This window comes from Ruegeria sp. (genome assembly GCF_965199275.1).
In the GTDB taxonomy this organism is placed as follows: Bacteria; Pseudomonadota; Alphaproteobacteria; order Rhodobacterales; family Rhodobacteraceae; genus Ruegeria.
This window is the reverse complement of record NZ_CBDAQX010000009.1, coordinates 161,470-176,947: the sequence shown is the minus strand read 5'-3', so window position 1 is coordinate 176,947 and position 15,478 is coordinate 161,470. Positions and strand designations below refer to the sequence as shown.

Annotated in this window: 11 protein-coding genes; 7 read left to right on the top strand and 4 right to left on the bottom strand. The window is 58.5% G+C overall.

Annotated elements, in window-relative coordinates; genetic code table 11:
- Positions 1-253: 253 nt before the first annotated feature.
- On the bottom strand, positions 254-1,651 hold the full coding sequence (locus ACOERD_RS06615; RefSeq protein WP_419738460.1) for an aspartate aminotransferase family protein: 1,398 nt from the start codon (positions 1,649-1,651) through the stop codon (positions 254-256).
- Positions 1,652-1,726: 75 nt separating this feature from the next.
- Positions 1,727-2,410 (bottom strand): GntR family transcriptional regulator, encoded by a 684-nt coding sequence (locus ACOERD_RS06610; protein WP_419738459.1) that lies wholly within the window; start codon positions 2,408-2,410, stop codon positions 1,727-1,729.
- A gap of 142 nt (positions 2,411-2,552) precedes the next feature.
- Here ACOERD_RS06610 and ACOERD_RS06605 point away from each other — a divergent pair, with 142 nt between their 5' ends.
- The 7 genes from ACOERD_RS06605 to ACOERD_RS06575 all read left to right on the top strand — a co-directional run bounded on the left by ACOERD_RS06605 (position 2,553) and on the right by ACOERD_RS06575 (position 11,103).
- Complete coding sequence (locus ACOERD_RS06605; RefSeq protein ID WP_170375682.1) at positions 2,553-3,638, top strand: polyamine ABC transporter substrate-binding protein; 1,086 nt, start codon at positions 2,553-2,555, stop codon at positions 3,636-3,638.
- A gap of 67 nt (positions 3,639-3,705) precedes the next feature.
- On the top strand, positions 3,706-4,833 hold the full coding sequence (locus ACOERD_RS06600; protein ID WP_419738458.1) for an ABC transporter ATP-binding protein: 1,128 nt from the start codon (positions 3,706-3,708) through the stop codon (positions 4,831-4,833).
- Complete coding sequence (locus ACOERD_RS06595; RefSeq protein WP_419738457.1) at positions 4,833-5,723, top strand: ABC transporter permease subunit; 891 nt, start codon at positions 4,833-4,835, stop codon at positions 5,721-5,723. Before ACOERD_RS06600 ends, ACOERD_RS06595 begins: the two co-directional genes overlap by 1 nt.
- Complete coding sequence (locus ACOERD_RS06590; protein ID WP_419738456.1) at positions 5,720-6,538, top strand: ABC transporter permease; 819 nt, start codon at positions 5,720-5,722, stop codon at positions 6,536-6,538. Before ACOERD_RS06595 ends, ACOERD_RS06590 begins: the two co-directional genes overlap by 4 nt.
- Positions 6,535-7,836, top strand: a complete 1,302-nt coding sequence (locus ACOERD_RS06585) for an NAD(P)/FAD-dependent oxidoreductase (protein WP_419738455.1) — start codon at positions 6,535-6,537, stop codon at positions 7,834-7,836. Before ACOERD_RS06590 ends, ACOERD_RS06585 begins: the two co-directional genes overlap by 4 nt.
- A 105-nt stretch (positions 7,837-7,941) precedes the next feature.
- The gene (gene mtnA / locus ACOERD_RS06580) at positions 7,942-9,042 is read left to right on the top strand and encodes an S-methyl-5-thioribose-1-phosphate isomerase (RefSeq protein WP_419738454.1); all 1,101 of its coding nucleotides are present in this window, start codon (positions 7,942-7,944) and stop codon (positions 9,040-9,042) included.
- A gap of 27 nt (positions 9,043-9,069) precedes the next feature.
- A complete protein-coding gene (locus ACOERD_RS06575; RefSeq protein WP_419738453.1) occupies positions 9,070-11,103 on the top strand; it encodes a bifunctional aldolase/short-chain dehydrogenase in 2,034 nt (677 codons plus the stop codon).
- A gap of 73 nt (positions 11,104-11,176) precedes the next feature.
- Here the strand turns inward: ACOERD_RS06575 and ACOERD_RS06570 are convergent, their stop codons facing one another.
- Positions 11,177-13,966, bottom strand: coding sequence for a bifunctional aconitate hydratase 2/2-methylisocitrate dehydratase (locus ACOERD_RS06570; RefSeq protein ID WP_419738452.1), 2,790 nt, complete (start codon positions 13,964-13,966; stop codon positions 11,177-11,179).
- A gap of 154 nt (positions 13,967-14,120) precedes the next feature.
- Positions 14,121-15,428 (bottom strand): HlyD family type I secretion periplasmic adaptor subunit, encoded by a 1,308-nt coding sequence (locus ACOERD_RS06565; protein WP_419738451.1) that lies wholly within the window; start codon positions 15,426-15,428, stop codon positions 14,121-14,123.
- Positions 15,429-15,478 lie beyond the last annotated feature (50 nt).

The window sequence follows — 15,478 nt, the reverse complement described above, 5'->3', positions numbered from 1 at the left end:
TCGTTGCTCCTGCGACTCCAATAGTAAGACAAAGGTCCGCCCTGGGCTACAAGCCGACTTTCGATGCGGCCGACGCAAATGGCCGCCTTGGGCCGATTTTGATGTTAGTGCTTGGGCAATGCCAAAGGGATCGCAATCAGCGGTGATAACTTGTCGACCACAACTGAAATTGCAACTAACGAGCGGGCTAAGGGCTCTGCCCCCGCCGCCTATCGGCGTCTCCCCGGGATGTTTTAGCCAGATGAAGGGCGGATCAGGAGGCCGCTTTCATCAGGCCCTGTGCGATGATCTCGGCTTGTGTTTCGTCTAGGGACTTGTGGATGCGTACGAACATCTCGTCGATGTCCGCCGTCGTCAGGATCAGAGGCGGAGAGATGATCATCCGGTCGCCCACATGCCGCATGATCAGGTTGTTGGCAAAGCAGCGGTCGCGGCAGATATAGCCCACCGTGCCGGGGGCCGAGGCGAATTTGGCGCGGCTGGCTTTGTCGGGGGTAAGCGCGATCGACGCCATCATGCCGACGATCTTGGCCTCGCCCACCAGCGGGTGATCGGCCAGCGCCTCCCATTTCTGTTTCAGGTAGGGGGCGGCTACGTCGCGGACATGCTCGACGATCTTTTCCTCTTCGAGGATGCGCAGGTTTTCCAGAGCAACAGCAGCCGCGACCGGGTGGCCGGAATAGGTGTAGCCGTGGTTGAATTCCGTGCCGCCGATCACCTCGGCGATCTCGTCATTGACGATGGAGCCTCCGATAGGCGCGTAGCCCGAGCTGAGGCCCTTGGCGATGGTCATGATATGCGGCTTGATACCAACTGTTTGCGATCCGAACCAGTTGCCGGTACGGCCAAAGCCACAGATCACTTCATCGGCGATCAGCAGGATGTCGTATTTGTCGCAAATGCGCTGGATTTCGGGCCAGTAGGTATCGGGCGCAACGATCACGCCGCCTGCGCCTTGTACGGGCTCGGCGATGAAGGCCGCGACGCGATCTTCGCCGAGTTCCTGGATGGCGTCCTCCAACTCGCGTGCACGGGCGAGGCCGAACTCTTCGGGCGATATGTCACCGCCTTCGGCCCACCAGTTGGGTTGATTGATATGGTGGATGTTCGGGATCGGAATACCGCCCTGTGCGTGCATTCCGGCCATTCCGCCCAGCGAGGCAGAGCCCACCGACGAGCCATGATATGCATTGTGCCGGCTGATGATGATGTTCTTGTCGGGCTGGCCTTTTTCGGCCCAATAAGTGCGCACCAGACGGATGTTGGTGTCGTTCGCCTCGGACCCGCCAGCGGCGAAGAACACGTGGTTCAGATCGCCTGGGGCAAGCTCGGCCAGTTTGTTGGCCAGTGCAATTGCAGGCACGTGGGTCGTTTTGAAGAAGGTGTTGTAGTACGGAAGCTCGCGCATTTGGCGGGCGGCGGCGTCGGCCAGCTCATCGCGCCCGTAGCCGATATTCACGCACCACAGGCCGGCCATTGCGTCCAGGATCTGTTCGCCTTCGCTGTCTGTCAGATAGACGCCATTGGCGCGGGTGATAACGCGCGCGCCCTCTTTCCCCAGCGCTCCGTTGGCAGAGAACGGGTGCATGTGGTGGGCGGCATCCAGCGCCTGCAATTCAGCGGTGGGCATGTGGTTTGTGATCGTGGACATCCGAAAGACTCCTGCAACGGTGGTTGCGAGTCACAATATGATCAAATTATTTCCTGTCAATCGAATCGGTGTTTTCTAGATGTCCGAGGCAGACTCGATCATCAGTTCCATGCCTTGCTCGATATCCTGAGCGGTCGCCTTCGCCACTTTTTCCGCATCCCCGGCGCGCAGCCCTGCGATGATATCCTTATGGCGATCAGGCAGGCTTTGAGTGCCGAAGCGGCCGCAGACCACACGTAAGGATGGCCCGAATCGAAGCCACAGACGCTCGGCCAGATCGCTCAGAACGGGCGCATCGGCATGTGCATATAGCGTTTCGTGGAATCTGTGGTTGAGATGCAGGTAGCCGTGAACGTCACCATCCGCGATCATCTGGTCCAATTGCTGGTCGATAGATTCCAGTTGATCAACGTCGCTGGCGGACATTTTGGCGGTGGATCGCCTTGAAAGCTCTGATTCTATGGCAATTCTGGCGAAGATCACCTGCTCAACATCACCGCTGGACAACAACGGCACACTGACCCTGCGATTGCCCTGAAACACTAATGCGCCGTCCGAGATCAGACGTCGAATCGCCTCACGCACGGGGGTCATGCTGACGCCGAGCGATTCGGTAAGGCCCTGAATAGTGACGGGCTGACCTGGGACCAGCTCGCCGAACATGATCATGGATTTCAGGGTGTGGTAGACCTGTTCGTGCGCGGGCCGTTTCCCGGCGTCAATATTGGGCTTAGGTGCCTTATTTTTGATCAAATCCAATTGGTTTGCCTTGTCTCGATGGGTGCCGACTTGCCGGGCTGTTGACCTTTTGGAACCATAGTTCAGAAAGTCGAAAAACGCAAAACTTGATCAAATCCAAAAAAACGGGACAATACCCACCATAATCGCAGGGAGAACAAAAATGATGTTCAAGACGCTGACACTGACAGCGGTTCTCGCATTGGGGACTTCGGCGGCCTTCGCCGAAGAGGTGCGAGTCTATAACTGGTCGGACTATATCGACGAGGAGCTTCTAACGAAGTTCGAGGAAGAGACAGGGCTGACCCTGATCTACGACGTGTTCGACAGCAACGAATTGCTGGAGACCAAGATGCTGGCCGGTGGCTCTGGCTATGATGTCGTGGTGCCCTCGGGTACATTCCTTCAGCGCCAGATTCAGGCCGGAGCGTTCCGGGAACTGGATACAGCTCAGCTGTCCAATGCTGGCAACCTTTGGGATGTCATCCAGGAGCGTACTGCCGGATACGACCCGAACAATGCTTATTCGATCAACTACATGTGGGGCACCACTGGCATTGGTGTGAATGTCGGCAAGGTGAAAGAAGCGCTGGGGGATGACGTGGCGCTGAACAGCATGGATTTGGTGCTGAAGCCCGAAAACATGGAGAAACTGGCCGAGTGCGGAGTGCATTTCTTGGATGCTCCCGCCGAAATGATCCCGATGACATTGCAATATCTGGGTGAGGACCCGGATAGCCATGACCCGGACGTCATCAAAAAGGTCGAGGAAGTACTGACCGGCGTGCGCCCTTATATCCAGAAATTCCACAGCTCGGAATACATCAACGCGCTGGCCAATGGCGATATCTGCGTGGCTGTTGGCTGGTCGGGTGACATTCTGCAGGCCCGTGACCGTGCGGCCGAGGCCGACAACGGTGTTGAGATCGAATACCACCCCTTCGCCGAAGGCTCTCTGATGTGGTTCGACCAGATGGCCATTCCGGCAGATGCTCCGAACCCGGAAGGCGCGCATAAGTTCCTGAACTTCATCCTTGACGCCAACAACATGGCGGCAGCGTCGAACTATGTGTACTACGCCAACGGCAACAAGGCCTCGCAAGAGTTCCTTGAGGAAGACGTGATCGGTGATCCGGCGATCTATCCGGATGATGCGACGATGCAGAACCTCTACATCACGACGCCTTACCCGGCAAAAACGCAGCGGGTTGTGACCCGTATGTGGACCAAGATCAAATCGGGCACCTGATCCGATTTCGCGCAAGGCGGCGGGGATCGCCTTGCGCCCACTTCCAGATTGTCGAACGGGGGCCGTTTTGAACTCTGACGTCTTTGCGCCGTGGGATGACCCGCAGGCGAAACCCTTGATCCAATTCCAGAATGTTACCAAACGGTTTGGAGATTTTACGGCCATAGACAATCTGTCTCTGGACATTTTCGAGAAAGAATTCTTTGCCTTGCTCGGCCCGTCGGGCTGCGGCAAGACCACGATGATGCGGATGCTGGCGGGGTTCGAAACGCCAACCGAGGGGCACATCATTTTGGGCGGTCAGGACATTGACCCGATACCGCCAAACAAACGCGCAGTGAACATGATGTTCCAGTCCTACGCGCTGTTTCCGCATCTCAGCATCTGGGAAAACATCGCCTTCGGTTTGCGCCGGGACAACATGCCCAGGCATGACCTTGAGGACCGGGTGGAAGAGATGCTGCGCCTGACCCGGCTCGAGCAATTTGCACGCCGAAAGCCACATCAGATCTCGGGCGGTCAACGGCAACGGGTCGCGCTTGCGCGGTCACTGGCGAAGGCGCCTAAGCTGTTGCTGTTGGACGAACCTCTGGGTGCGTTGGACAAGAAACTGCGGCAGGATACGCAGTTCGAACTGATGGATATTCAAGAGAAGACCGGCACGACCTTTGTGATCGTCACCCACGATCAGGAGGAAGCCATGACCGTTGCCAGCCGCGTGGCGGTAATGGATCAAGGTCGCTTGATGCAGGTCGCCACGCCCGATCGCATCTATGAAAACCCGAACTCGGTCTATGTCGCTGACTTTATCGGCGACGTAAACATCATCGAAGGCCACGCCACCGCGAATGGTGAGGAAACCTATCGGATCGACTGGGCCGAAGGGCAGGCTCCGCTGACGGCAACCTCGGCGAACGGCTTCTCGGAGGGTCAGGCCTGCCATCTGGCGATCCGGCCCGAGAAGGTGACGATCTCAACCGACCGCCCTGCCGAGGCAATCAATGCCGTGCAGGGCAAGGTGTTGGATATCGCTTATCTGGGCAACCTCTCGACCTATCATGTCGAGCTGCCGAACGGCACGATCATCAAGGCGCAAGCGGCCAATACTCGCCGCATCTCGCGTCGGTCATTCACATGGGAAGACCCAGTCTGGCTGTCCTGGACAGCGACGGCTGCGGTCCTGTTGGCAAGCTGATGCGCCGCGCGCTGCTGATCGCAGTTCCTTATGTCTGGCTGTTGGCGCTGTTTTTGGTGCCGTTTTTCATTGTCCTGAAAATCTCGCTCTCGGACACGGAACTGGCGATCCCGCCTTACACGCCGACCTTGGACCTGTCGCAGGGTTGGGCCGGGATCAAGGATTTCTTCAGCCAGCTGGATTTTGAGAATTTCGTCTGGTTGACCGAGGATGACCTGTATTGGAAGGCCTACCTCTCCAGCCTGAAGATCGCCCTGATCTCAACCTTTCTGACGCTGCTGGTGGGATACCCGATTGCCTATGGCATGGCGCGCGCGCCGGCCGAATGGCGACCGACACTGATGATGCTGGTGATCCTTCCGTTTTGGACCTCATTTCTGATCCGCGTTTACGCGTGGATGGGGATTCTGTCGAACGAAGGGTATCTGAACCAGCTTCTGCTTTGGACGGGTATCATCTCGACCCCGCTGACCATTCTGAACACCAATACCGCAGTCTACATCGGGATCGTCTACACCTATCTGCCGTTCATGATCGCACCGATCTATTCGTCGTTGGAGCGCATGGACGAGTCGCTGATCGAAGCCGCCGAGGATCTGGGATGCTCGCGCCTTCAGGCCTTTTGGCTGGTGACAATCCCCTTGTCGCGCCCCGGCATCATCGCAGGCTGTTTCCTGGTGATGATCCCGGTGATCGGTGAGTTTGTGATCCCCTCGCTTCTGGGCGGCTCGGGCACCCTGATGATCGGTAAGGTTCTGTGGGAGGAGTTCTTCTCAAACCGTGACTGGCCGGTGGCAAGTGCTGTAGCAGTGGTACTGCTGCTGATCCTCGTAGTGCCAATTGTGCTTTTCCAGCGTAACCAGCAGAAACAGGCGGAGGCCGAGAAATGAACAGGTTAAGCTGGTTCAACACGGTTTCCCTGACGCTGGGGTTCGCGTTCCTGTACATCCCGATGATTATCCTGATCGTCTTCAGCTTCAACGAAAGCAAACTGGTGACTGTCTGGGCCGGGTTCTCAACCAAATGGTACGGAGAGCTGGCTCAGAACGAAGCGTTTCTGGACGCGGCATGGGTGACGATCCGGGTGGCGGTGTTCTCATCGACGCTGGCAACCATTCTGGGTACCGCCGCGGCCTATGTCCTGGTACGCGGAGGGCGCTTCTTTGGCCGCACCCTGTTCTCGGGAATGATCTATGCGCCGCTGGTCATGCCCGAGGTGATCACAGGTCTGTCCCTGTTGCTGCTCTTCATCGGCATCGGATTGGACCGGGGGATTCTGACCATCGTTCTGGCCCATACGACCTTTTCGATGTGCTTTGTGTCAGTGGTTGTTTCCTCGCGTCTTGTGACCTTTGACCAGTCGCTGGAAGAGGCCGCCTTGGACCTTGGCTGCTCACCCGCGCAAGCGTTTCGTCTGGTGACCCTGCCGATCATCGCGCCGGCGGTGATCTCAGGCTGGCTGTTGGCGTTTACCTTGTCGCTGGATGATCTGGTGATCGCGTCCTTTACTTCGGGTCCGTCTGCCACGACTTTGCCGATCAAAATCTTTTCGGCCGTGCGGCTTGGTGTTAGCCCTGAGATTAACGCGCTGTCGACCCTCATGATTGCTGTTGTGACCATCGGCGTCATCACTGCCTCATTGGTCACCAAGCGTGCCATGATGCGGCAAAAGCAGGATGAGATGGCCGCTATGCGCGCCGAATGAAACGGATATTTCCAGACTACACCTATGGTGATGGGCCAAGGCAGGGGTGCTGGTGGGACGAAACTATTGCCGCCCCCAATTGGCCCGAACAGCAGGGTGATTTGCAGGTTGATGTAGCCGTCATCGGCGGCGGTTTCACCGGAGCTTCAGCCGCATTGCATCTGGCGGATGCCGCCGTGTCTGTCGCAGTGTGTGAGGCCGAAACACCCGGTTGGGGGGCTTCGGGACGCAATGGTGGGTTCTGCTGTTTGGGTGGATCAAAACTCAGCTACAAGGCAATGTGTCGTCGCTATGGAGAAGTCGCGGCGCAAGCGTATTCCGAGGCTGAAAGCGACGCGGTGCAACTCGTCGAAAGCCTTCTGGACCGCTACGGGATCGACGTGGATCGGCACTCCAAAGGCGAGACGCAACTGGCCCATTCCCACCGCGCGATGGAGGCGCTGAGGCACAATGCCGAAGAGAAGGGCATACTGCATGAAGCTGCTGATCTACCCGGTCTGGGCCTGAACGGGCCGTTTCACGGTGGATACACAACTCCAGTTGGGTTCGGCCTGAATCCCCGGAAATATCTTTTTGGCCTAACCCAAGCCGCGCAGGCACAAGGCGCAGTGTTTTTTCAGAACAGCCCCGTTCTGAGCGTTAAAAAGACCGCGTCAGGTTTTGCTGTACAAACCCCAAAGGGCCAAATCCGAGCCGACAAGGTGTTGGTGTGCACCAATGGGTACTCCAGCGAAGATATCCCGGCCTGGATGTCGGCTCGTTACATGCCTGCCCAATCCACTGTGCTGGTCACTCGTCCTCTGACACCGGACGAGAAGGCGGCGCAGGGTTGGACCTCGGATCAGATGTCCTACGATACGCGCAATCTCTTGCACTATTTCCGCCTGATGCCGGATGGCCGGTTCCTGTTTGGCATGCGGGGCGGGCTGCGGTCCTCACCCAAATCCGAGGCGGCGATCCGAATGCTGGTGCAGCGCGACTTCAAGCGTATGTTCCCAGCGTGGTCCGAGGTGTACGTCACTCATATCTGGTCGGGCATGGTATGCATGTCGCGCGATCTAGTGCCCTTTGTCGGGCCGGTTCCGGGGCAGGCAGGGATGTTTGCGGGCTTTGCCTATCATGGTAACGGAGTCGCCATGGGCACCTATAGCGGCCGGGTCTTGGCGCGGTTGGCGCTGGGTCAGACCAGCGGAGTGACAAATGTCATGTCCGAGACAGCCCGACGCTTTCCTTTAGGCCGGTGGCGGCGCGCTCTGATGCCACCCGCCTATGCCGCCATGGGGCTGGCCGATCTGTAATCCGCCGCTAAAAGCCGTGCGGAAACAACCCATCGGCGCTTGAGGCCTGCGTGAAAATACTGGAACGTGTGGCAGATCCCATGAAACCCGACCGGAGGGCAGAAGATGAAAATTGGCGGCGTTCACTACCACTCGATCTGGCGCGACGCTGAAAGCGGCGAGGTCAGGATCATCGACCAGCGCTGGCTGCCGCACGATTTCCGGATCGCCACGTTGTCCTCGCTGGCCGAGTTTGAGGCTGCAATCCGCGAGATGTGGGTGCGTGGCGCGCCTCTGATCGGGGCGACCGCTGCCTATGGTATGGCGGATGCGATGTCTCGTGACCCTTCTGATCAGAACTTTGAACATTCAGCTTCGGTTCTGAACGCGACCCGGCCAACGGCGGTGAACCTGAACTGGGCGTTGCAGCGCTGCCGGGAGGCCCTGCTGCCTCTGCCAATTGATCAACGCGCCGCCGCGGCCTGGGCGCTGGCGGATGAAATCTGCGAAGAGGATATCGAGATCAATCGCCGGATCGGAGAACATGGGCTTGCTTTGATCCGCGACATCGCCGCCCGCAAACCCTCGGGTGAGCCGGTGCGCCTGCTGACCCATTGCAATGCCGGGTGGCTGGCCACCGTGGATTGGGGCACTGCGACCAGCCCAATGTATCAGGCGCATAACGCTGGTTTGCCGATCCATGTCTGGGTCGATGAAACACGACCCCGGAACCAGGGGGCCTTGACTGCGTGGGAGCTGGGCGAACATGGCATCAGCCATCAATACATCGTCGACAATGCAGGCGGTCATTTGATGCAGCATGGTCTGGTCGATCTGGTGATCACCGGGACGGATCGAACAACCTCGACCGGCGATGTCTGTAACAAGATCGGCACCTATCTGAAAGCCCTGGCCGCGCATGACAACAACGTGCCGTTCTATGTGGCCTTGCCTTCACCCACCATCGATTGGACGCTGCGGGACGGGGTTGCCGAAATCCCGATCGAGGACCGACCGGACCGCGAAATCTCGCATGTGTTCGGCATGACAGAGGACGGCATCGGAGAGGTTTGCGTGATCCCCGAAGGCTCGGATGTGGGCAACCCTGCCTTTGACGTCACGCCGAACCGTCTCGTCACCGGCTTGATCACCGAGCGGGGCGTCTGCGAAGCCAGCGCCGAAGGTCTGGCGGCCATGTTCCCTGAAAAGGTTGGCCAAGCCGCCTGAGCGCAGAAAGACAAGGATACAAAAGACATGATCGAAAACATGTACAAGGCGCAGGCCGCCGCAGACTGGCGTGCGGCTGCCGGGGCCGATCCGGCGGATCAGGAATTGGCAGAGCGGGTCTACACTTCGCGCCTCATCGGTCAGAACCCGGATCTGCTGATGCATGGCGGGGGTAATACGTCGGTCAAGCTAGAGCGCCCCGATCTGTTCGGCGAGATGCGGCCGGTTCTGCACGTCAAAGGCTCGGGCTGGGATCTGGACACGATCGAAGCGCCCGGACTGCCCGGTGTCTGGCAAGAGCCACTGTTGAAGCTACGCACACTCGATAAGTTGTCGGATGAAGACATGGTGAACTATCAGCGCTCAAGCCTGCTGAATTCGGCCTCGCCCAACCCGTCAGTGGAAACGCTGCTGCATGCCTTCCTGCCACACAAATACGTCGATCACACCCACGCGACGCCGTTTCTGATCCTCGCCGACTTGCCCAATGCCGAGGAGGTCTGTCGCGAGATTTTCGGCGACCGGCTGGGGATCGTGCCTTACATCATGCCCGGTTTTAGCCTCGCGAAGGCGGCGGCGGATGTGTACGACGCCAATCCTGATGTTGAGGGGCTGCTGCTTCTCAAACATGGTCATTTCGCCTTTGGCGCCACCGCGCAGGAAAGCTATGATAAGATCGTTCAGCATACCAATGAGGTCGCGGACTATCTCGGCCTGACCGAACTTACGCCAATTGGTGAACGTCTACCTGCAAGCGGGCTGGATATTTTGCCCGTCTTGCGCGGTGTGATCGCCGAGGTCACGGCGGATCGGGACGGTGCGATGCCTGTCTTTGATCTGAGAAATGGCCCTGTGACACATGCGTTTATGGCGCGCGGCGATGTGGATGCACTGGCAACGCGCGGCATGGCCTCACCGGATCACGTTCTGCGCACCAAGGGCTGGCCGCTGGTGCTGAAACAGGCGGATTTGGCTAACCGAGAGAGCATCAAGGCCAAGGTCGAAGCCTTCGCTGCGGATTATCGCGCCTATTTCGACCGTCAGGCCCCTGAGGCTGCGGGACCCAAGACCATGCTGACCCCTGATCCCAAACATGCGTGGATCGAAGGGATCGGTGTTCTGGGGATAGGGGTGAACGCCAAGGCGGCCTCAGCCTCGGCTGATCTGGCCGAGCAGAACATCCGCGTGCGCGCTGTCGCAGAAGATGCGGGCGGGTTCTATCCCATCGGTGAAAAGGACATGTTCGATTGCGAATATTGGTCGTTGGAGCAGGCAAAGCTGGGCAAAGGCACCCCTCCGCCGTTTCAGGGCCGGGTCGTCATGGCGACCGGAGGGGCAGGCGCGATTGGTCTGGCAACCGCCAAGGCTTTTGCCGCCAAGGGGGCGAATGTCGTTCTGGTGGATCGGGATCAAGCGGCTCTGGATGCCGCACTATCCCAGTTGGGTCGCTGGCATTCGGCCTGCGCGCTCGACATCACGCAAGCTGACGCTGCCGAAACCGCGATGACCGCTGCGGTCGCCGCTTTCGGGGGGCTGGATATTCTGGTGTCCAATGCGGGTACGGCCACAGGCGGCGCTCTGGTCGAGCTGGAGGATGCTGCCTTCCGCGCGGCTTTCGAGTTGAACTTTTTCGCGCATAAGGCCTTTGCCACCGCCGCTGCCAAGCTGATGCAGGATCAGGGGCGTGGTGGGCAGATCTTGTTCAACATCTCCAAACAGGCGGTCAATCCCGGTCGCAATCTAGGCGCCTATGGAACCCCCAAAGCCGCCACGATGTTCCTGATGCGGCAACTGGCGCTGGAACTGGCGGGGTCTGGTATTCGGGTCAACGGGGTCAATGCCGACAAGATACGTTCGGGTCTGCTGACGGATGCGTTCATCAAGGAACGCGCCGCCGCGCGGGGTGTCAGCGAAGAGGTCTATATGGGCGGTAACCTTCTGGGCCGCGAGGTCGAGGCGCATCATGTCGCCGAAGGCTTTGCCAATCTGGCCTTGATGGAGCGCACGACCGGCCACGTTATCACGGTCGATGGTGGCAATACCGAGGCCGAACTGCGCTAGCTTCGCCCCCAAAAAAACCACTGCGCGCGACCGATGAACGGCCGCGCGCAGGAAAAACGTGTCAAATGCGGCGTTAGAAATGCGCCGATTGAGTGGCCGGGTTTTTCGCAACCGGCGGGGCGAACTTGGTCAGGTCGATCCCTTCAACCGAGGCTTTGTATTCCTCGATCGTGGGCGTCCGGCCCAGAATGGCCGACAGGACAACAACCGGGGTCGAGGCCAGCAGGGACTCACCTTTCTTGTCCGGCGCATCTGCCACGACGCGGCCCTGGAACAGGCGTGTCGAGGTCGCCAGAACCGTGTCGCCCTTGGCGGCCTTTTCCTGGTTGCCCATGCAAAGGTTACAGCCGGGACGTTCGAGATACAGGATGTTCTCGTACTCGGTCCGCGCCTTTTCCTTCGGGAACAGGTCGTCGAATTCGAAGCCTGAGTACTTCTCAAGCACTTCCCAGTCGCCTTCTTCCTTCAACTCGTCGATGATGTTGTAGGTCGGGGCTGCGACGACCAGTGGGGCCTGGAACTCGACCTTGCCGGTTTCCTTTTCGAGGTTCTTCAACATCTGGGCCACGATCTTGATGTCGCCCTTGTGCACCATGCACGAGCCGACAAAGCCCAGGTCCACATGCTTTTCAGCATTGTAGTACGAGATCGGGCGGATCGTGTCGTGAGTATAGCGCTTCGATACGTCGGCGTTGTTGACATCCGGGTCTGCGATCATCGGTTCAACGATCTGGTCCAGATCAACGACTACCTCGGCGAAGTATTTCGCGTTATCATCGGGGCGCAGCGCTGGCTTTTCGCCCGACTTGATCTCGGCAATGCGTGCATCGGCGATGTTGATCAGCTTTTGCAGCATGCCGTTCTCATGCTCCATGCCCTTGTCGATCATGATCTGGATGCGGGACTTGGCCAGTTCCAGCGAACCGATCAGAGTCTCGTCATTCGAGATACAGACCGAGGCCTTGGCCTTCATCTCGGCAGTCCAGTCGGTGAAGGTAAAGGCTTGGTCGGCCAGCAGCGTGCCGATGTGAACCTCGATCACGCGGCCTTGGAACACGTTGTCGCCATGCTGTTCCAGCATCTGCGCCTGGGTGGCATGCACCACGTCGCGGAAATCCATATGCTCGGCCATCGTGCCCTTAAAGGTCACCTTGACCGATTCAGGGATAGGCATCGAGGCCTCACCTGTGGCCAGCGCCAGCGCCACGGTACCCGAGTCCGCCCCGAAGGCCACGCCTTTGGACATACGAGTGTGGCTGTCGCCGCCGATGATGACCGACCAGTCATCCACGGTGATGTCGTTCAGCACTTTGTGGATCACGTCGGTCATCGAATGATAGACGCCTTTCGGGTCACGCCCGGTGACGAGGCCGAAGTCATTCATGAACTTCATCAGGCGGGGGGTGTTGGCTTGCGCCTTAGCATCCCACACAGAGGCCGTGTGACAGCCGGACTGATACGCCCCGTCGACGATGGGCGAGACAACGGTTGCCGCCATCGACTCAAGCTCTTGCATGGTCATCAGGCCGGTTGTGTCCTGCGAGCCGACGATGTTGACCTTGACGCGCACGTCCGATCCGGCATGCAGGGTTTTGCCGGGCGTGGTGCCAACGGCGTTCTTGTTGAAGATCTTTTCAACCGCGGTCAGGCCCTGGCCCTCGTGGCTGATTTCTTTCGACGGAGCAAAGACCAGCGGTGCCGCTACACCCAGTGCTTCGGCCGCGAATGTCTGCAGTTTCTTACCGAAAACGATGGCGTAGGAACCGCCTGCCTTCATGAATTCAACTTTTTGCGGCGTGAAGGACGAGTTCACGTCGACTAGCTCTTCCCCGTCTTCGCTCAGCAGTTTGTGGTCTTTGGTGTTGATCTTCAGAACCGTGCCAGTGGCAACCGAGTACTTTTCTTCCAGGATCGGGTTGCCGTCATTGTTCAGGATTGCGTTGCCATCCTCATCCACCTTTTTGACCCAGTTCTTCAGGTCCAGTCCGATGCCGCCGGTCACGCCGACGGTGGTCAGGAAGATCGGCGAAATGCCGTTCGTGCCTGCAACGATGGGGGCGTAGTTGACGAAGGGCACATAGGGGCTGGCTTGTTTGCCGGTCCATAGGGCCACGTTGTTCACACCCGACATACGGGACGAGCCCACACCCATGGTGCCTTTTTCAGCAATCAGCATGACGCGCTTGCCGGGGTGTTTCAGCTTGAGCGCTTCGATCTCTTGTTGCGCGGTCTCGGAGATCAGGCATTTGCCGTGCAATTCGCGGTCCGCGCGCGAGTGTGCCTGATTGCCGGGCGACAGCAGGTCGGTCGAGATGTCACCCTCGGCGGCGACATAAGTGACGACTTCGATCTCTTCGTCGATGTCAGGCAGTTTGGTGAAGAACTCGGCCTTGGCGTAGCTTTCAAGGATGTCTTTCGCGACGGCATTGCCAGCATCGAGCGCAGCTTTCAGCCGGTCGGTATCCGCGTCATACAGGAAGACTTGAGTCTTCAGCACCTCAGCCGCCTTGCCCGCAATCGCTACATCGTCACCCAATGCCAGATCCAGCAGTACCTTGACCGAGGGGCCGCCCTTCATGTGAGACAGCAGCTCGAACGCGAAATCCTGCGAGATTTCTTCGACATCGGCCTGACCCAGAATGATCTCTTTCAAAAACGCCGCCTTCTCACCCGCGGCGCTGGTTGTGCCAGGCAGGGTATTGTAGATGAAGAAATGCAGCGAGTCCGCGCGGTGTTCGTTTTGAGAGTCGCGGATCTGGTCAATGATCTCTTTTGTTAGGGCACCGTCATCGACGGGTTTGGGGTTCAACCCCTGCTCTTTGCGTGTTTCAATCTCGGCAAGGTAATCAGTATACAGGCTCATGGCTATCCCGACGTATTGGCGTTAGAAGGTGCTTGAGGTCCCGGTCTCAGACATGGATCTGACGCCCGGATATGCTCTTTGTATGCGGCGGTATACTAAATCATCAGGGATTGCAAGTTGCGATACTGGGACAGGTTGCCCCAGGCGCGATGTGTTATTCCCGGAACGCCCGCGTGAAGTAGTCGGTCAGCGGCTTGGTCAGGTAGGACAGCGGAGTGCGCTCATCCGTTTTGATCATTGCCTCCACCGGCATGCCCGGCAGAAGAGTTTGCCCATTCAGGCGATCCAGCTGACCGTCATCGGGGACCAGCTCGGCCTGGTAGAAGGTAAAGCCTGTGCCCTCGTCGGTAAATGTGTCCGCTGAGACATTGATAACATGGCCATCAAGTTCCGGGGTTTCCCGCTGGTTGAAGCTGGGAAAGCGCAGGGCGACTTCTTGCCCGCGAAACAGCTGGTCCACGTGGATCGCATCAACCTTGGCTGCCACCAAAAGGGGCGTATCCTGCGGCACCACATACATCATCTGTTCAGCCGGTTGGATGACCGACTGTAGGGCGAAAACCTGACTGTCATAAACGGTTCCCGAAACGGGCGCGCGAATATCCAGACGCGAGAGGCGCTCGGTCAGCGATAGGCGCCGTTCAGCAAGCTCGGCGATGCGCGTCTGTGCGTCACGCAGCGTTGTGATCGCTTCTTCGCGGCGGGTCGCGTTCAGCTCCAATATCTGGATTTCGGTCGAGGCGATCTGCCCTTTGAGCCGGGCTATGGTCGCTTCGAGCCGCCCGATGGCGCCGGTCAGGTTGGCCTCTTCCCGTTGCAAGGCCGATACGCGGCTGGCTTGTGTGAGGCCGCGCTCCAACAGGTTTTCCTGATCCTTCAATTCTTCACTGATTAGCTCAATCTGCGCGCGCGCTGCGGTCAGTTGTGCTTGCGTGCCGTCAATCTCGCTTTCGATTTGGGTCTTTTGCCGATTTAACTGTTCTGTTTTCTGCGCCAGAGTTTCTGCGCGGGCGTCAAACAAGCGCTGTTGACCAGCGATGAGGTCGGGACTGATAGATTCCCGATCTTGAACCTCGCGCAGCTTTAACGCCAACTCCTCGGAAGTGGCGCCATCGCGTTCCGCTTCCAACCGGGCCTGACGGCTGAGCAGTTCGAACAATTGCGTCTCAACCACGGTCTTTTCCGAAGCCAGAAACGTATCATCCAGACGCAGCAGAAGTTCGCCGCTTTCCACCAGGTCCCCGTCGCGCACAAAAATCTCGCCGACGACCCCGCCATCGGGATGCTCTACCACCTGACGGTTGCTTTGCACCTCGATCACACCTTGTGAGATGATCGCACCGGCCAGTTGGGTCCGAACGCTCCAGATGCCGATGCCCACAACAAGGATGAGCAGCGCAACAAAGCCCACAGTTGCAGGGAAGGTTATGCGCCAACTGCGGCGCGCGGGAGGGTTGCTCATTTCTCACCCACTTTATTCCTGACTTCCGACATTTTTTCGTATAAGTCATT